The sequence below is a fragment of the Streptomyces sp. NPDC006602 genome (assembly GCF_042870385.1).
GTDB lineage: Bacteria > Actinomycetota > Actinomycetes > Streptomycetales > Streptomycetaceae > Streptomyces.
Genome location: NZ_JBIAHG010000008.1, coordinates 159,985 through 177,044, shown reverse-complemented (window position 1 = coordinate 177,044; position 17,060 = coordinate 159,985). Strand labels below are relative to the sequence as shown.

The following is a 17,060-nucleotide window of genomic DNA, read 5'->3' as shown; positions in this document are numbered from 1 at the left end:
TATGTTGGCCGTGACGAAACTGTGGACGATGCTCGGGGGCGCTGAGGCCCTCGCAGGCATCATGTGGAGGAGGCGCTGTGAGCAGCGACCCGTGGGGCCGCGTCGACGAGACGGGGACCGTGTACGTGCGTACGGCCGACGGCGAGCAGGTCGTCGGATCCTGGCAGGCCGGCTCCCCTGACGAGGCGCTGGCCTACTTCGAGCGCAAGTACGAGGGCCTGGTTGTCGAGATCGGCCTCCTCGAGAAGCGAGTGAAGACCACCGATCTGTCGGCGAAGGACGCGCAGGCCGCGATCGACCACATTCGTGAGCAGGTCGACGCGCATCACGCGGTCGGCGACCTGGACGCCCTGCGGGTGCGGCTGGACAAGCTCGTGGAGACCGTCGAGAAGCGCCGCGAGGAGCGCAAGCAACAACGCGCGAAGCAGTCCGACGAGGCGCGTCACGCCAAGGAGGCGCTGGTCACCGAGGCGGAGGAGCTGGCGCAGTCGGACCAGTGGCGGGCGGCCGGCGAGCGGCTGCGGGCCCTGGTGGACACCTGGAAGGGCCTGCCGCGCCTGGACCGCAAGTCGGACGACGAGCTGTGGCACCGCTTCTCGCACGCGCGCTCGGCGTTCTCCAAGCGTCGCAAGGCCCACTTCGCGTCGCTGGACGCGCAGCGCGAGGAGGCCCGGAAGACCAAGGAGCGCCTGGTCGGCGAGGCCGAGGCGCTGTCCGGTTCGACGGACTGGGGTCCCACCGCCGCCCGCTACCGCGAGCTGATGGCCGAGTGGAAGGCCGCCGGGCGCGCCCAGCGCGAGCACGAGGACGATCTGTGGAACCGCTTCCGCGGCGCCCAGGACGTCTTCTTCGCCGCCCGCAGCTCGGTCTTCGCCGAGCGGGACGCCGAGCAGTCCGAGAACCTGAAGCTGAAGGAGGAGCTGGCCGAGGAGGCCGAGAAGCTCCTGCCGATCGGTGACCTCAAGAGCGCGCGTGCCGCTTTCCGCTCGCTCAACGAGCGCTGGGAGGCCATCGGCCACGTGCCGCGCGACGCGCGGCCGAAGGTCGAGGGCCGGATGCATGCGGTCGAGCGGGCCCTGCAGGAGGCCGAGGAGACCGAGTGGCGCCGGACGAACCCGGAGGCACGCGCGCGTGCCGAGGGTCTGACCGGTCAGCTCCAGGCAGCGGTCGACAAGCTGAAGGGCCAGATCGAGCAGGCGCGGGCCCAGGGCAACAACGCCAGGGCCGACAAGCTCGAGAAGGAGCTGGCGGGCCGCGAGGCCCTGCTGGAGCAGGCGCTCAAGGGGCTGCAGGAGTTCGGCGGCTGAGGCTTCACGGACATACGTGGCGGGGGGCCCCCAACCGCCAGGGAGGGGGGGCCCCCCACGGATTGGGGGCGACCAGGGGCGGGGGGGCCGCACCCCGTACACCTCGTATACCCCGCCCTCGCCGCCGGCCGTGCTGCGCCCCCCCCCCCCCCGGCGGGCCGCGCCCCCCCCCCCCCCCCCCCCCGCCGCGGCCCCCGCGCGCCCCCCCCCCCCCCCCCCCCCCCCCCCCCCCCCCCCCCCCGCCACGTATGCGGTGCTACCTGCTGCGGGCGGACGTCACCCGGTACACGTCGTACACGCCCTCGACTCCCCTGACCGCCTTCAGGACGTGCCCGAGGTGTTTCGGGTCGCCCATCTCGAAGGTGAAGCGGGAGGTCGCGACGCGGTCGCGGGAGGTCTGGACGGCCGCGGAGAGGATGTTGACGTGCTGGTCGGACAGGACGCGCGTGACGTCCGACAGGAGCCGGGAACGGTCCAGGGCCTCCACCTGGATGGCCACCAGGAAGACCGAGGACTGGGTGGGCGCCCACTCGACCTCGAGGATGCGCTCGGGCTCGCGGGACAGTGAGTCCACGTTCACGCAGTCGCTGCGGTGAACCGATACACCACTACCGCGCGTGACGAAGCCAATGATCGGGTCGCCGGGGACCGGCGTACAACAGCGCGCGAGCTTGACCCACACGTCGTCGACACCCTTGACCACGACACCCGGGTCGGTACTGGTGCGGCGTTTACGGCCGCGACCGCGGGACGGCGGAACCGACTCGTCGATCTCCTCGGTGGCCGCCTCCTCGCCGCCGAGCGCCTGGACGAGCTTCTGCACCACGTTCTGCGCGGAGACATGCCCCTCGCCGATCGCCGCGTACAGCGCGGAGATGTCCGGGTAGCGCATCTCATGGGCGAGCGTCACGAGGGAGTCGCCGGTCAGGATGCGCTGGATCGGGAGGTTCTGTTTGCGCATGGCGCGGACGATGGCGTCCTTGCCCTGCTCGATCGCCTCGTCGCGGCGCTCCTTGGAGAACCACGCCCGGATCTTGTTGCGGGCGCGCGGCGACTTCACGAAGTTCAGCCAGTCCCGGGACGGCCCGGCCCCGGCCGCCTTGGACGTGAAGACCTCCACCAGGTCGCCGTTGTCCAGGGTCGATTCCAGCGGTACGAGGCGTCCGTTGACGCGGGCTCCTATGGTGCGGTGGCCCACCTCGGTGTGCACCGCGTACGAGAAGTCCACCGGCGTGGCACCGGCCGGCAGCGCTATCACGTCGCCCTTGGGCGTGAAGACGAAGACCTCGTTGCGCGACAGGTCGAAGCGCAGGGACTCCAGGAACTCGCCGGGGTCCTCGGTCTCCTTCTGCCAGTCGAGGAGTTGGCGCAGCCACGCCATGTCGTTGAGGTGGTCGTCCTTGCCGGTGGTCCTCGGCTGGTCGGAGCGCACCTTGGAGGCGCCGGCGACGGCCTCCTGCTTGTACTTCCAGTGCGCGGCGATGCCGTACTCGGCGCGGCGGTGCATGTCGAACGTGCGGATCTGCAGCTCGACCGGCTTGCCGTTGGGCCCGATGACCGTCGTGTGCAGCGACTGGTACATGTTGAACTTGGGCATCGCGATGTAGTCCTTGAACCGGCCGGGGACCGGGTTCCATCGCGCGTGCACGGTGCCGAGAGCCGCGTAACAGTCGCGGACGGTGTCGACAAGTACCCGAATACCCACCAGGTCGTAGATCTCCGCGAAGTCACGGCCGCGGACGATCATCTTCTGGTAGACGCTGTAGTAGTGCTTCGGGCGGCCGGTGACGGTCGCCTTGATGCGGGCGGCGCGCAGGTCGGACTGGACCTCGTCGGTCACTATGGCGAGGTACTCGTCGCGCTTGGGGGCGCGCTCGGCGACCAGGCGGACGATCTCGTCGTACATCTTGGGGTAGAGGATCGCGAAGGCGAGGTCCTCCAGCTCCCACTTGATGGTGTTCATGCCCAGCCGGTGGGCGAGCGGCGCGTAGATCTCGAGGGTCTCGCGTGCCTTCTTCTCCTGCTTCTCGCGCTTGAGATAGCGCATGGTGCGCATGTTGTGCAGGCGGTCGGCGAGTTTGATGACCAGGACGCGCGGGTCCTTGGCCATCGCCACGACCATCTTGCGCACGGTCTCGGCCTGCGCGGCCTCGCCGAACTTGACCTTGTCGAGCTTGGTGACGCCGTCGACGAGGAGGGCGACTGAGTCGCCGAAGTCGCGGCGGAGCTGGTCGAGGCCGTACTCCGTGTCCTCGACGGTGTCGTGCAGAAGCCCGGCCATCAGGGTGGCGGGGTCCATGCCGAGTTCGGCGAGGATCGTGGTCACCGCGAGCGGGTGGGTGATGTACGGGTCGCCGCTCTTGCGCTTCTGGCCGCGGTGCCAGCGCTCGGCGACCTGGTAGGCCTTCTCGATCTGCCGCAGCGTCGCGGTCTCGATCTTGGGGTCGGGGGGGGGGGGGGGGGGGGGGGCGCGGCGGGGGCGGGGGGGGGGGGCGCCGCCCCGCCCCCCCCCCCCCCCCCCCCCACGGCTCGAGGACCGGGTTGTACGGGTTGGAGCGCTGCACGCCGAGACGGGCGAGGCGGGCGCGGACGCGGTTGGAGGAGCCGGTGCGGGCGGGCTGCTGGCCTGCGGTGGGCCGGACCGCGGACGAGTTCGTGGGCCGCGGGGCCCCTGCGGGTCCCCCCGCTTGAGCGGAGTCGGGAGTGGGGGACGGCGGGACGGGCTTGGGGCGCGTCTGCTCGGCCGACTTGTCGACGGGCGCGGATTGGGCGTGCTCGACCGGCCCGCGGGAGTCGTTCTTCGCGTTGTTCGCGTGCGGCGCGGGCTTTGCCGTGGCGTCCGAGACGGGCTCGGGCTTGGCGGCGGTGAGTGGCTGGGCCTCGTCTGGCAAGAGGGCTCCTCGTGCACGATCCGGGTCCCCCGGTCAGGCTCCGGACACCCCATGGTAGCGATCCTTTGCCTGCGGATCGCCTTCAGGCCACTGTGAGGACCGTCAACCCGAGAAACACGAGAGGCGGGCACCGGGTTCCTCCGGGCCCGCCTTCGCGGTCTCGTACACATGGCGCGCGCCTTGACCGCGCCGCCGGTGCCGGTGCTCAGACCTTGAGCAGCGCCTCCAGCGGGGCGCCGGCCAGGGCCGGCTCCAGGCGGGCTCGGCCGCCCAGGAAGCCCAGTTCCATCAGCACGGCCAGGCCCGCGACCTCGGCGCCCGCCCGGCGGATGAGCTGGATCGACGCCTCGGCGGTGCCGCCGGTGGCGAGCACGTCGTCGACGACCAGGACGCGGTCGGCCGCGCTCAGGTCCTCGGCGTGCACCTCGATCTCGGCGGAGCCGTACTCCAGGTCGTACGCCTGGCTGAGGGTCGCTCCGGGGAGCTTGCCCGCCTTGCGTACGGGGATGAAGCCAAGGCCGGCGCGGACGGCCGCCGGGGCGCCGAGGATGAAGCCGCGGGCCTCCAGGCCGACGATCTTCGTGGCGCCGGCGTCCGCGGCGATGGCCGCCAGGGCGTCGGTGAGTGCAGCGAACGCCGCCGGATCCGCCAGGAGCGGGGTGATGTCCTTGAACATCACGCCCGGCTCCGGGTAGTCCGCCACGTCACGGATCCGGCTGAGCAGCAGTGCCGTGATGTCGGTGACCTCGGTCATCGGCGCTTCCCCGACGGTCGGCCGCGGCCGCGATTGCGGGACGCGGGCTGACTGCGGGGGCCGACGACCGCGGGGGTGGCGTCCTCCGGCTCGTCGTCGTACTGCTCGTCGACGACCTCGTTCTCCGGCGTCTCGCCCTTCGCGGCGGACTGCGCCCGCTTGGCGAACACGCGCTTCTTGAGGCCCTTCATCTGCGGCTCGCGTTCCTTGAGGTCGGCGACGAGCGGCGTGGCGATGAAGATCGAGGAGTACGCACCGGCCGCGAGGCCGACGAAGAGCGACAGCGAGATGTCGTTCAGCATGCCGGCGCCGAGAACACCGCCACCGATGAACAGCAGGGCGCCCACCGGCAGCAGTGCGACCACCGTGGTGTTGACGGAGCGGACCAGGGTGCTGTTGATCGAGCGGTTGGCGACGTCGCTGTAGGTCCAGCGGGTCTGCTTGGTGATGTCTCTCGTCTGCTCCTTGAGGCTGTCGAAGACGACGACCGTGTCGTAGAGCGAGTAACCGAGGATGGTCAGCAGACCGATCACCGTGCCCGGTGTGACCTCGAAGCCGACGAGGGCGTAGATGCCGACCGTGATGGTGATGTCGTGGATCAGCGCGACGAACGCGGCGAGCGCCATGCGCCACTCGAAGGCGATCGCCAGATAGATCACGACCAGGACGAGGAAGATGCCGAGGCCCTGCCAGGCCTTGTTGGCGACCTGGTCACCCCAGCTGGGACCGACCAGGTCGGCGTTGATCTGCTCGCTGTCGAGCTTCAGGTTCTCGGCGAGGTCCTTCTTGATCTGGTTGGACTTGTCGGTGTCGATGCCCGCGATCTGGATGCGCATGCTGCCGTCGCCGAGCTTCTGGACGATCGCGTCGTGGCCGGAAGCCTCTTCCGCGTACGTCTCGGCCTGCGTCACGGAGACGCTGGTGTGCTTCGGGGTGGTGAAGACGGCGCCGCCCTCGAACTCGATGCCCATGTTCAGGCCGCGCACCGCCAGGCCGACGATGGCCGTGATGGTGATGAGGATCGAGAGGCCGTACCAGATCTTGCGGTTGCCGACGAAGTCGTAGCCGACCTCGCCACGGTGCAGTCGGGCGCCGATGTTGCCGAGCTTCGACATCTCACGCCTCCTTCGGGTCGACAGGGCCGGCGGCAGGCTGGACGGGACGGCGGGTACGGCGCAGCGGAGGCTTGGCGCCCAGTCGCTTGGGGTCGAGACCGGACCAGCTGTGGCCGCTCGAGAAGAACGTGTTGCGCGCGATGAGCGTCAGCAGCGGCTTGGTGAACAGGAAGACGACCACCACGTCCAGGAGGGTGGTCAGGCCCAGCGTGAACGCGAAGCCCTGGACCTTGCCGACGGTGACGATGAAGAGCACCGCGGCGGCGAGGAACGACACGAAGTCGGAGACCAGGATGGTGCGTCGGGCTCGCGGCCAGGCCCGCTCGACGGCGGGGCGCAGCGAGCGGCCCTCGCGGATCTCGTCCCGGACCCGTTCGAAGTACACGATGAACGAGTCCGCTGTGATGCCGATCGCGACGATCGCACCGCAGACGGCCGGGAGGTTCAGCGCGAAGCCGATGGCCGGGCCGAGCAGCGACATGATCACGTACGTGAGGGCCGCGGAGACCAGCAGCGAGGCGACGGCGATGAGCGCCAGGCCGCGGTAGTACGCCACCAGGTAGATGACGACCAGGGCGAGGCCGATCGCGCCGGCGATCAGACCCGCCTTCAACTGCTCGCCTCCGAGCGCGGCGGTCACCGTGGTGACGCTGTCCTCCTTGAAGGTCAGCGGCAGAGCGCCGTACGACAGCATGTTGGCGAGGCTCTGGGCCGACTCCTGGTTGAAGTTGCCGGAGATCTCCGCGTTGCCACCGGTCAGCGCCTGGCTGACGGACGGGTCGGAGACCACGTCGCCGTCGAGGACGATGGCGAACTGGTTCTGCGGGGGCTGGTTCTGGGCCAGCTTGCCGGTGATGTCGCCGAACTTCTTGGCGCCGCTGGACGTGAAGTCCATGGTGACGGTCCAGCCGGCGCCCGTCGTCGTGTTGAGGACAGCCTTCGCCTCGTCCACGTCGGTGCCGTCGACCTCGGCCGGGCCCAGGACGTACTTCTGCCACTGGCCCTGCGAGTTCTGGCCGCAGGCCACGGTGGAGTCGGTGGGCTTGGCACCGTCGCCGGCCTTGGCACGGGCCTTCGGGTCGGTGCAGTCCAGGGCGGCGTACTGGGCCTCGAGCTTGGTGGCCGCCGCGCCGGCGTCGCTGCTGCTCGCGGGCGGGGAGGCCGAGGCGCTCGCGGAGGCCGAGGCGCTCGTCGACGGTGTGGGGTCGGCCTTCAGGGCGTCGGTGACCGCGCGGCCCTGCGAGGTGGCGGTCGCCGAGGGGGTGGTGGAGCTGGAGGGAGAGGACGACGAGGTCGCCTTGTCCGTGTCGCTGCTCGACGCGCTGCTGGAGGCGCTCGGCGACGGGCTGGCCGTCGCGGCGGCGCCCGAGACCTCGGTGGCGACGACCGGACGGAAGTACAGCTTGGCGGTGGTGCCGACCTGCTTCTGGGCCTCCTCGGAGTTCGTACCCTTGGGGATGTTGACGATGATGTTCTTGTCGCCCTGGGTTTGAACCTCGGCCTCCGAGACACCAAGACCGTTGACACGGCGGTTCATGATGTCGACCGCGGTGTCCATGTTGGTCTTGTTGATCGCGGATTCCTGGCCGGCCTCGGGGACCGCCCGGAGCGTGATGCTCGTACCACCGGCAAGGTCGATGCCGAGACGCGGAGTGGTGTGCCCGGAGAGGAACATTCCTCCGGTGAGCGCCACGATGGCGATCAGGATCAGGGCCAGCGAGCGCCATGGTTTGCTCTGGGCGCTCGCGCTCCGGCCCTTCTTAGGTGCTGCCACCTTCTCGTACTCCCTCTCGGGCCGCCTCGCGCCGGATCGGCGGGCGGGCGGCCATGACATGGTGTCGGGATCCCGTGCGAGCCGTGCACGTCCCTCGGCGCGCGGAGTCGGCCCGCGCGCCCGGGAGTGCGGCTACTTCGCCTCGGTGTCGCCGTCGGTCTTCTTCGGCTCCTCGTCCGTCTTCGCCTCGGCGGCCTCGGTGTCGGCCGGGGTCTCGGCAGGCTCCTCGGCCTTGTCCTCGGCCGTGTCCTTCTTGCCGAGGTCGACGGGCTTGTCGTCGGAAGCGGCGGCAGCGTCGGCGGCGGGCTCGTCGGTCTCGGTGAGGGAGGAGGCGTCGTCCGGGACGACGTCGGAGTCGGACTTCAGGTCGTGCTCGACGCCGTGGACGATGCGGTTGTACTCGTCGTCCGACAGGACGGCACCGATCGCGTTCTTCGCGAAGAGAAGGTCGACGCCCGGACCGGCATCGACGAGGACCGTGTCCTCATTGACTTCCTTGACCGTCGCGTACATGCCCCCGATGGTGCGGATGCCACTGCCGGGCTGCATGTCGTTCCGCATGTTCGCGGCCGCCTGCTGCTTCTTCTTGGCCGAGCGGGTCATCAGGAACATGGCCCCGATGAGCACGATGAACGGGAGGAGGGTCACGAGACTCACGGGTCGGTACTTCCTTCACGTGACCGCGATGGTGAGCGGCCTGATGGTTGGGGGTATGTACACCGCCGACAAAGGCGGCATCGGCGGAGTCTAAGCGAGTCCGCGCGCATGGAACAACGCTCAGCATGGCACCAGGGTTCCTGACCCGGCCACCGCCCTCGCCGTCACGCCCCGAACAGGTCCTGTTGTCCGTTTCCTGTGGCCGTGGAGCGGGGCGGGGTGAGGCCGAGATGCGCCCAGGCGGCAGGCGTGCCGACCCGTCCGCGCGGGGTCCGGGCGAGCAGGCCCTCCCGGACGAGGAAGGGTTCGGCGACCTCCTCCACGGTCTCGCGCTCCTCCCCCACCGCGACGGCGAGCGTCGACAGGCCGACCGGGCCGCCGCCGAACAGCTTGAGCAGGGCCTCCAGAACCGCGCGGTCGAGACGGTCCAGGCCGCGGGCGTCGACCTCGTACACGGCGAGGGCCGACTTGGCGATGTCCCGCGTGATCAGGCCGTCGGCCTTGACCTGGGCGTAGTCGCGCACGCGCCGCAGCAGACGGTTGGCGATACGGGGCGTGCCGCGGGAACGGCCGGCGATCTCGGCTGCGCCGTCGGCCTCGATCTCCACGTCGAGCAGGTTCGCCGAGCGGTGGATGACGCGCTCCAGCTCGGCGGGCTCGTAGAACTCCATGTGCGCGGTGAAGCCGAAGCGGTCGCGCAGCGGCGGCGGCAATAGGCCTGCGCGCGTGGTGGCGCCGACCAGGGTGAAGGGGGGCAGTTCCAGGGGGATGGCGGTGGCGCCGGGGCCCTTTCCGACGATGACGTCGACGCGGTAGTCCTCCATCGCCATGTAGAGCATCTCCTCGGCGGGCCGGGACATGCGGTGGATCTCGTCGAGGAAGAGGACCTCGCCCTCCTGGAGGGAGGAGAGGATCGCGGCGAGGTCGCCGGCGTGCTGGATCGCGGGGCCGCTGGTGATACGGATCGGGGCGTTCATCTCGGCCGCGATGATCATCGACAGGGTGGTCTTGCCGAGGCCCGGGGCGCCGGAGAGCAGCACGTGGTCGGCCGTGGCTCCCCGCGCGCGTGCGGCGCGCAGGACGAGGTCCAGCTGCTCGCGGACCTTTTCCTGGCCGATGAACTCGCCCAGGTCCTTGGGACGCAGGGCGGCCTCCACGGCCTGGTCCTCGCCGCCGGCGACAGAGTCCACCAGCCGCTCTGCGGCGGGGGTGTCGGTCGTGTCGTCCCAGTTCACTGAGATCTCCTAGCTGGGGTGGCGCAGGTGGGTCAGCGGGCGCGGTTCAGAGTCTGCAGGGCCGCCCTGAGGAGTTGACCGACCTGGGGTGCGCCCTCGGCGGCCTCGGCCTGGGGCGCCACCGCGGACACGGCCTCTTCGGCCTCCCGAGTCGCATAACCGAGGCCGATCAGGGCGGCGTGCAACTGGTCGCGCCAGCCGGCGGTGACCGCCGTACCGATGGCGGGCGCGCCGATCGGCTCGCCGAGGCGGTCCTTCAGCTCCAGAAGCAGCTTCTGGGCGCCCTTCTTGCCGATGCCGGGGACGGCGACGAGCGCTTTCTCGTCGCCGGTGGAGACGGCCCGGCGCAGGGCGTCCGGCGAGTGCACGGCGAGCATCGCCTGGGCGAGCCTCGGCCCGACGCCGCTCGCGGTCTGCAGCAGTTCGAAGGTCTGCCGCTCGTCGTCGTCGGCGAAGCCGTACAGGGTCAGCGAGTCCTCGCGGACGACGAGCGACGTGGCCAGCTTGGCCTGCTGGCCCATGCGAAGCCCTGAGAGCGTGTTCGGCGTGCACTGGACGGCGATGCCGATCCCGCCCACCTCGACCACCGCGGAGTCGGGGGCGAGGGCGGCGACCGGACCGCTGACGAAGGCGATCATGCCGTACGGCCTTTCGATGCGTGCAGGGCGACGGCCTGCTGGAGTCGGTTCTGGGCGGGGGCGCGCCAGATGTGGCAGATGGCGAGCGCGAGGGCGTCGGCGGCGTCCGCCGGCTTCGGGGGTGCCTCGAGCCGCAGCAGGCGGGTGATCATGGCACCGACCTGGGCCTTGTCGGCACGTCCGCTGCCGGTGACGGCAGCTTTGACCTCGCTCGGGGTGTGCAGGGCGACGGGGATGCCGCGGCGGGCGGCGCACAGCATGGCGACGGCGCTGGCCTGGGCGGTGCCCATCACGGTGCGGACGTTGTGCTGGCTGAACACCCGCTCCACGGCCACGCATTCGGGCCGGTGCTCGTCCAGCCACCGCTCGATGCCCTGCTCGATGGCGACGAGGCGCTCCCCCAACTCGGCGTCCGCCGGAGTGCGTACGACACCGACGCCGAGCATGGTGAGCGGCCGTCCCGCGACCCCTTCGACCACACCGACACCGCATCGCGTGAGTCCGGGGTCCACCCCGAGTACGCGCACCGCGCCCCTCCCTTCGATCGCCTGTTTGTGCAGGCTATCGGGTGCCACTGACAGCGGCCGACATGTCGACGGGCCGACGGGGCGTGTCCCGTCGGCCCGTTGAGACCGTTCAGCCCGCGGCAGCCTTACGCGTCGACCTTCTCCATGACCTCGTCGCTGACGTCGAAGTTGGCGAAGACGTTCTGCACGTCGTCGCTGTCCTCGAGCGCGTCGATCAGCTTGAAGATCTTCTTCGCGCCCTCCTCGTCCAGCTCGACCTGCATGGTCGGGACGAAGTTGGCGTCGGCGGAGTCGTAGTCGATGCCGGCCTCCTGGAGGGCGGTGCGGACCGCGACCAGGTCGGTGGCCTCGCTGATGACCTCGAAGGACTCACCGAGGTCGTTGACCTCCTCGGCGCCCGCGTCCAGGACGGCGCCGAGCACGTCGTCCTCGCCCAGCTCGCCCTTGGGGACGATGACGACGCCCTTGCGGTTGAAGAGGTACGACACCGAGCCCGGGTCGGCCATCGAGCCGCCGTTGCGGGTCATGGCGACGCGGACGTCGGAGGCGGCGCGGTTGCGGTTGTCGGTGAGGCACTCGATGAGCACCGCGACACCGTTCGGGCCGTAGCCCTCATACATGATCGTCTCGTAGTCGGCGCCGCCGGCCTCGAGACCGCCGCCGCGCTTGACCGCGGAGTCGATGTTCTTGTTCGGGACCGACGACTTCTTCGCCTTCTGGATGGCGTCGTAGAGAGTCGGGTTGCCCTCGATGTCGACGCCGCCCATCCGGGCCGCGACCTCGATGTTCTTGATCAGCTTCGCGAAGAGCTTGCCGCGTTTGGCGTCGATCACGGCCTTCTTGTGCTTCGTCGTAGCCCATTTAGAGTGGCCGGACATCTGCCTGTCTCCTTCGCGTAACCCAACTCCGTACGAACCCCAGAGATCCTACAAGGACTCCGCCGTCCGGTTCGCGCGCACCATGTCGACGAACAGGGCGTGCACGCGGTGGTCGCCGGTCAGTTCCGGGTGGAACGACGTGGCGAGCGCGTTACCCTGCCGGACCGCGACGATGTGGCCCTCGTGCTCGGCGAGCACTTCGGTCTCGGCGCCGACGGACTCGACCCAGGGAGCGCGGATGAACACGCCCTCCACAGGATCGCCCGCGATGCCCAACACGTCGAGCGAAGCCTCGAAGGACTCGTTCTGGCGCCCGAAGGCGTTACGGCGCACGATCATGTCGATGCCGCCGATCGTCTCCTGGCCCGAGCGCGGGTCGAGGATCTTGTCGGCGAGCATGATCATGCCCGCGCAGGTGCCGTAGACGGGCATGCCGTCCCGCACGCGCGCGCGCAGCGGCTCCATCACGCCGAACAGGACGGCCAGCTTGGAGATGGTGGTGGACTCGCCGCCAGGGATGACCAGGCCGTCCACCTCGGCGAGCTCTTCGGGGCGCCGCACCGGCCTGGCCACGGCGTCGGCCGCGGCCAGGGCGATGAGGTGCTCCCGTACGTCGCCCTGGAGGGCCAGGACGCCTATGACAGGTGCGTCAGTCATGTAAGTGCAGTCCTAAGGGGGTGACTTACCAGCCGCGGTTGGCGTAGCGCTCGGTCTCGGGGAGGGTGTCGCAGTTGATGCCGACCATGGCCTCGCCGAGGTTGCGGGACGCGTCCGCGATGATCTTCGGGTCGTCGTAGAAGGTGGTCGCCTTGACGATGGCGGCGGCACGCTTGGCCGGGTCGCCGGACTTGAAGATGCCGGAGCCGACGAAGACGCCCTCGGCGCCGAGCTGGCGCATCAGCGCGGCGTCGGCGGGGGTGGCGACGCCACCGGCGGAGAACAGCACGACCGGGAGCTTGCCGAGCTCGGCGACCTCGCGTACGAGCTCGTACGGGGCGCGCAGCTCCTTGGCGGCGGCGTACAGCTCGTTGTTGTCGTAGCCGCGCAGGCGGGCGATCTCGTTCTTGATCTGGCGCAGGTGGCGGACGGCCTCGACGACGTTGCCGGTGCCGGCCTCGCCCTTGGAGCGGATCATCGCGGCGCCCTCGGCGATGCGGCGCAGGGCCTCGCCCAGGTTGGTGGCGCCACAGACGAAGGGGGTCGTGAACGCCCACTTGTCGGAGTGGTTGACCTCGTCGGCCGGGGTGAGGACCTCGGACTCGTCGATGTAGTCGACGCCGAGGGACTGCAGGACCTGGGCCTCGACGAAGTGGCCGATCCGGGACTTGGCCATGACCGGGATGGAGACGGCCTCGATGATCTCTTCGATCATGGTCGGGTCGGACATCCGGGCCACGCCGCCGTCCTTGCGGATGTCGGCCGGGACCCGCTCCAGCGCCATGACGGCGACGGCGCCCGCGTCCTCGGCGATCTTCGCCTGCTCGGCGTTGACCACGTCCATGATCACACCGCCCTTGAGCTGCTCGGCCATGCCGCGCTTCACGCGCGCGGTGCCGGTCTCGGGGGTCTGGTTGTCGGAGAGCGTGCTGGACACGGGTGACCTCGCTGAAGTGAAAGAGGGATCTGCAGCACCGAGGAAACGCGAGGGGAGCAGTCCACAGCAAGGGCCAATGGAAAGGCGGTGGATCGTTTTTCGGCCGCGGGCGGGTGCGAGTGGCCCAGGCTGGACTAGGTCGGGCGATCGGCCAGTGCCGCCGGCGGCTCGTCGTCCATCTCGAACGCCAACGGGAACGGCGCGTGTCCCGCCAGCCGGAACCAGCGCACCTTGCGGTGCCGACGCAGCGCCCGGGCCGCCCGTACGGAGTCGTTGTGGAAGCGCCGGGCCATCGGCACCCGGCGCACCGCCTCGGTGAGTTCCCGGGCGGCCTCCTCTCCCCCGGGCGCCGCTCGTACCGCCTCCACCTGCTGCGCGTCGGCGAACACGGCCCGCAGTGCCTGGCTCAGCTCGCTCTCGGCGACCTCCCGCTGCTCCTCCTCGGCCTGCCGGGCGGCGTGCGCGGCCTCGTACAGGACGATTGAGGCGGCCGGGTCGAGCACACCGGAGGTGGCCAGTTCCTGCGCCACCGAGGCGCGGCGCAGCAGTTGGGCGTCAAGGCCGGCGCGCGAGGCGTCGATGCGGGCGTGCAGCCGGTCGAGCCGCCCGGCCGTCCAGCTGAGGTACAGGCCGATCGCGACGAACGCGACGAGGATCCAGATGAGGGTTGCGGTCACGGGCGGCAAGGCTACCGGGGCGCTCCGCTGGGCTTGGCGGGGTGTCGTGCGGGGCGTCGGTGTGGACGCGGGCCGCCGCCCCCGTACCCCCGCTTCGGCCCTGAACGGGCCCCGTCCTCAAACGCCGGACGGGCTGGGTGAAGCGGACCGGCGCTGAAAAAGTATGCCGCCCCCTCCAGCTCAGTCCCGCGCCAGCCCCAGCCGTGCCCGCAGGCCCGTCGCCCGCTCCTCCTCCGCCGCGGCGACCGCTGCCGCGCCGGACGTCACCGTCTCGTACACGGACAGGATGTCCGCGCCGACCGTAGACCAGTCGAACCGCCGTACGTGCGCCCTGCCGCGCTTTCGCAGCTCGGCCAGCCGCGCCGGGTCCCCGAGCAGCCGTACGGCGGCCACGGCGAGCGCGTCGGCGTCCTCGTTGGCGAACAGTTCGCCCGCGGCGCCCCGGTCGAGAACCTGGGCGAAGGCGTCCAGGTCCGAGGCGAGCACCGGGGCGCCCGCCGACATCGCCTCGACCAGGATGATCCCGAAGCTCTCGCCGCCGGTGTTGGGAGCGACGTACAGGTCGACGCTGCGCAGGAAACGGGCCTTGTCCTCGTCGCTGATCATGCCGAGGAACTCGACGCGCGGCCGCAGTTCGGCGGGCAGCGACTCGACCGCCTCCTCCTCGTCGCCGCGCCCGGCGACCAGCAGCCGGGTCTGCGGGCGCTCGGCGAGGATCTTCGGCAGGGCCTTCATCAGCACCGGCAGGCCCTTGCGGGGCTCGTCGATGCGCCCCATGAAGCCGATCGTGTCGCCCTGCCACTCGGTCTTGGGCTCGGCCCGGGCGAAGAAGTCGACGTCGACGCCGTTGGGGATGACCACGGCGTCGCCGCCGAGGTGTTCGACGAGCGTGCGGCGGGCGTACTCGCTGACGGCGATCCGCGCGCTGATCTTCTCCAGGGCGGCCTGCAGGATCGAGTACGCGGCGAGCATGGCCCGGGAGCGCGGGTTGGAGGTGTGGAAGGTGGCGACGATGGGCCCCTGCGCGGCCCAGCACGCCAGCAGGCCCAGGGACGGCGAGGCCGGCTCGTGGATGTGGATGACGTCGAACTCGCCGTCGTGCAGCCAGCGCCGCACCCGGGCCGCCGACAGGAAGCCGAAGTTCAGGCGGGCCACCGAGCCGTTGTACGGCACCGGCACCGCGCGGCCGGCCGAGACGACGTACGGCGGCAGCGGGGTGTCGTCGTCGGCCGGGGCGAGGACGGAGACCTGGTGGCCGAGGCGGATGAAGTACTCGGCGAGATCGCGGATGTGGAACTGGACGCCACCCGGTACGTCCCAGGAGTACGGGCAGACGATGCCGATCCTCACGCGGTCCCTCCGGCGGGAGAACGCGCGGGATCAAGGTCCTTGAGCCACAAGCGCTGCAGCATGTGCCAGTCCTCCGGATGTTCGGCGATCCCTGTGGCGAAGGCATCGGCCAGCGCCTGTGCCATGACAGACGTCTTCTCGGCCCGCGTGCCTGACTCGGGGACCTCGACCGGGGGATGCACCCGGCCCCGCATGACGGGTGAGTCGTCGTACCAGAGTGTCACCGGCAGCAGCAGCGCGCCGGTCTGCTGGGCGAGCAGCGCCGGGCCGGCCGGGATCCGGGTGGCCTCTCCGAAGAACTGGACCTCGACGCCGGAGGAGGACAGATCCCGTTCGGCGACCAGGCAGACCAGGCCGCCGTCGCGCAGCCGCCGGGCCAGCGTGCCGAACGCGGTGCCGCCGCTGTGCGGCAGGACCTCCATGCCGAGGCCCTCACGGTAGGCGACGAAACGGTCGTACAGCGTCTCCGGCTTGAGGCGCTCGGCGACCGTGGTGAAGGGCGTGTCGAGCTTGGTGGTGACCCAGGCGCCGGCGAGGTCCCAGTTGGCCATGTGCGGCAGCGCGAGGATGACGCCCTTGCCGGCCGCGAGGCCGTCGGTGAGGTAATGCAGATCCTTGGCCTCGAAGCCGCTCCTGACGCGCTCGGCGCTCCAGGCGGGGAGCCGGAAGGACTCCATCCAGTAGCGCAGGTACGACCGCATGCCCGCGCGCGAGAGCTCGGCCAGGCGCTCGGGACTCGCGTCGGGCACCACGCGCGCGTAGTTGCTCTCCAGCCGCCGGACGCCCTTGCCGCGCTGCTTCCAGGCGAGGTCGGCGATGCTCCGGCCGAGGCGCACGGCGACCGGCTCGGGGAGCTTCTTCACGACCCCCCAGCCGAGGCCGTACAGCGCGTCGATGACCCGCTCCTGGGCGCTCACTTCGCCGCCTCACTCCCCTGCGACTCCTGCTGCGCGGCGGCCGCCTCCGCCTCGGCGGACTCCCGTCGGACCGTGACGACCCGCTGGATCAGCGTGACCAGACTGCCTACGGCCACGATCCACAGCGCGATCGGCAGCAGGTACTGGATACCGGGTACCCCGAACTTGTGCAGGCCCGCGAGGCCCGCCAGGGTCAGGGCGATCACCAGGCGCTCGGCGCGCTCGACGAGTCCGTTGACGGCGACCGGCAGTCCGATCGACTCACCACGGGCCTTGGTGTACGACACCACCTGGCCGCTTGCCAGGCAGAAGATCGAGACGGCGCACAGGACGTTGTCGTCGCCGTTGCCCGCGTACCAGAGCGCGAAGCCGCCGAAGATCGCGCCGTCGGCGACCCGGTCCAGTGTCGAGTCCAGGAAGGCGCCCCAGCGGCTGGTGCGGCCGAGCTGGCGGGCCATGTTTCCGTCGACGAGGTCGGAGAACACGAACAGTGTGATCACGATCGTGCCCCAGAAGAACTCGCCCCTGGGGTAGAAGACCAGCGCGCCCGCGACCACACCGGCGGTGCCGAGGAGGGTCACCGTGTCGGGGCTGACGCCCCGCCGGATGAGAAACGCGGCGAACGGTGTGAGGACACGCGTGAAGAATGCACGCGCGTACTTGTTCAGCATGGCCTTCCCGAGGGTCGGTGTGGCCGTGCGGCCCCTGCTGGCCACCGGCTGGCCCATCGTAGCCACGCGCGCGCG

15 protein-coding genes and 1 pseudogene are annotated in these 17,060 nt (G+C 70.5%); 1 reads left to right on the top strand and 15 read right to left on the bottom strand.

Annotated features, from left to right (window positions below):
* The first annotated feature begins 77 nt into the window (after nucleotides 1–77).
* Complete coding sequence (locus ACFYO2_RS22395) at nucleotides 78–1,307, top strand: DUF349 domain-containing protein (protein WP_388351686.1); 1,230 nt, start codon at nucleotides 78–80, stop codon at nucleotides 1,305–1,307.
* 256 nt (nucleotides 1,308–1,563) lie between these two features.
* Here ACFYO2_RS22395 and ACFYO2_RS22390 read toward each other — a convergent pair.
* The 15 genes and pseudogenes from ACFYO2_RS22390 to pgsA all read right to left on the bottom strand — a co-directional run bounded on the left by ACFYO2_RS22390 (nucleotide 1,564) and on the right by pgsA (nucleotide 17,042).
* A pseudogene (locus tag ACFYO2_RS22390) lies at nucleotides 1,564–4,198 on the bottom strand (RelA/SpoT family protein).
* 205 nt (nucleotides 4,199–4,403) lie between these two features.
* Nucleotides 4,404–4,952 (bottom strand): adenine phosphoribosyltransferase, encoded by a 549-nt coding sequence (locus tag ACFYO2_RS22385; RefSeq protein ID WP_388351683.1) that lies wholly within the window; start codon nucleotides 4,950–4,952, stop codon nucleotides 4,404–4,406.
* Nucleotides 4,949–6,067, bottom strand: a complete 1,119-nt coding sequence (secF, locus tag ACFYO2_RS22380; RefSeq protein ID WP_388351681.1) for a protein translocase subunit SecF — start codon at nucleotides 6,065–6,067, stop codon at nucleotides 4,949–4,951. The genes ACFYO2_RS22385 and secF overlap by 4 nt, the downstream gene beginning before the upstream one ends.
* A gap of 1 nt (nucleotide 6,068) precedes the next feature.
* Nucleotides 6,069–7,841 carry a protein translocase subunit SecD gene (gene secD, locus ACFYO2_RS22375; RefSeq protein ID WP_388351678.1) on the bottom strand — a complete coding sequence of 591 codons (1,773 nt, stop codon included), beginning with the start codon at nucleotides 7,839–7,841 and terminating at the stop codon, nucleotides 6,069–6,071.
* Nucleotides 7,842–7,973: 132 nt separating this feature from the next.
* Nucleotides 7,974–8,498: a preprotein translocase subunit YajC gene (gene yajC / locus ACFYO2_RS22370; RefSeq protein WP_388351676.1), complete on the bottom strand. Its 525-nt coding sequence runs from the start codon at nucleotides 8,496–8,498 to the stop codon at nucleotides 7,974–7,976.
* 164 nt (nucleotides 8,499–8,662) lie between these two features.
* Nucleotides 8,663–9,733, bottom strand: a complete 1,071-nt coding sequence (gene ruvB / locus ACFYO2_RS22365; protein WP_388351674.1) for a Holliday junction branch migration DNA helicase RuvB — start codon at nucleotides 9,731–9,733, stop codon at nucleotides 8,663–8,665.
* Between the two features lie 32 nt (nucleotides 9,734–9,765).
* The gene (gene ruvA, locus ACFYO2_RS22360) at nucleotides 9,766–10,371 is read right to left on the bottom strand and encodes a Holliday junction branch migration protein RuvA (protein WP_388351671.1); all 606 of its coding nucleotides are present in this window, start codon (nucleotides 10,369–10,371) and stop codon (nucleotides 9,766–9,768) included.
* On the bottom strand, nucleotides 10,368–10,898 hold the full coding sequence (gene ruvC / locus ACFYO2_RS22355) for a crossover junction endodeoxyribonuclease RuvC (protein ID WP_388351669.1): 531 nt from the start codon (nucleotides 10,896–10,898) through the stop codon (nucleotides 10,368–10,370). Before ruvC ends, ruvA begins: the two co-directional genes overlap by 4 nt.
* Before the next feature lie 125 nt (nucleotides 10,899–11,023).
* On the bottom strand, nucleotides 11,024–11,776 hold the full coding sequence (locus ACFYO2_RS22350; RefSeq protein ID WP_388351666.1) for a YebC/PmpR family DNA-binding transcriptional regulator: 753 nt from the start codon (nucleotides 11,774–11,776) through the stop codon (nucleotides 11,024–11,026).
* Between the two features lie 48 nt (nucleotides 11,777–11,824).
* Nucleotides 11,825–12,433 (bottom strand): pyridoxal 5'-phosphate synthase glutaminase subunit PdxT, encoded by a 609-nt coding sequence (pdxT, locus tag ACFYO2_RS22345; RefSeq protein ID WP_388351663.1) that lies wholly within the window; start codon nucleotides 12,431–12,433, stop codon nucleotides 11,825–11,827.
* A gap of 25 nt (nucleotides 12,434–12,458) precedes the next feature.
* The gene (gene pdxS, locus ACFYO2_RS22340; protein ID WP_388351660.1) at nucleotides 12,459–13,370 is read right to left on the bottom strand and encodes a pyridoxal 5'-phosphate synthase lyase subunit PdxS; all 912 of its coding nucleotides are present in this window, start codon (nucleotides 13,368–13,370) and stop codon (nucleotides 12,459–12,461) included.
* Between the two features lie 134 nt (nucleotides 13,371–13,504).
* A complete protein-coding gene (locus ACFYO2_RS22335; protein WP_388351657.1) occupies nucleotides 13,505–14,047 on the bottom strand; it encodes a hypothetical protein in 543 nt (180 codons plus the stop codon).
* Nucleotides 14,048–14,227: 180 nt separating this feature from the next.
* A complete protein-coding gene (locus tag ACFYO2_RS22330; RefSeq protein WP_388351654.1) occupies nucleotides 14,228–15,397 on the bottom strand; it encodes a glycosyltransferase family 4 protein in 1,170 nt (389 codons plus the stop codon).
* Nucleotides 15,394–16,314, bottom strand: a complete 921-nt coding sequence (locus ACFYO2_RS22325) for a phosphatidylinositol mannoside acyltransferase (RefSeq protein WP_388351651.1) — start codon at nucleotides 16,312–16,314, stop codon at nucleotides 15,394–15,396. Before ACFYO2_RS22325 ends, ACFYO2_RS22330 begins: the two co-directional genes overlap by 4 nt.
* The gene (gene pgsA, locus ACFYO2_RS22320) at nucleotides 16,311–17,042 is read right to left on the bottom strand and encodes a phosphatidylinositol phosphate synthase (protein ID WP_388352010.1); all 732 of its coding nucleotides are present in this window, start codon (nucleotides 17,040–17,042) and stop codon (nucleotides 16,311–16,313) included. Before pgsA ends, ACFYO2_RS22325 begins: the two co-directional genes overlap by 4 nt.
* Nucleotides 17,043–17,060 lie beyond the last annotated feature (18 nt).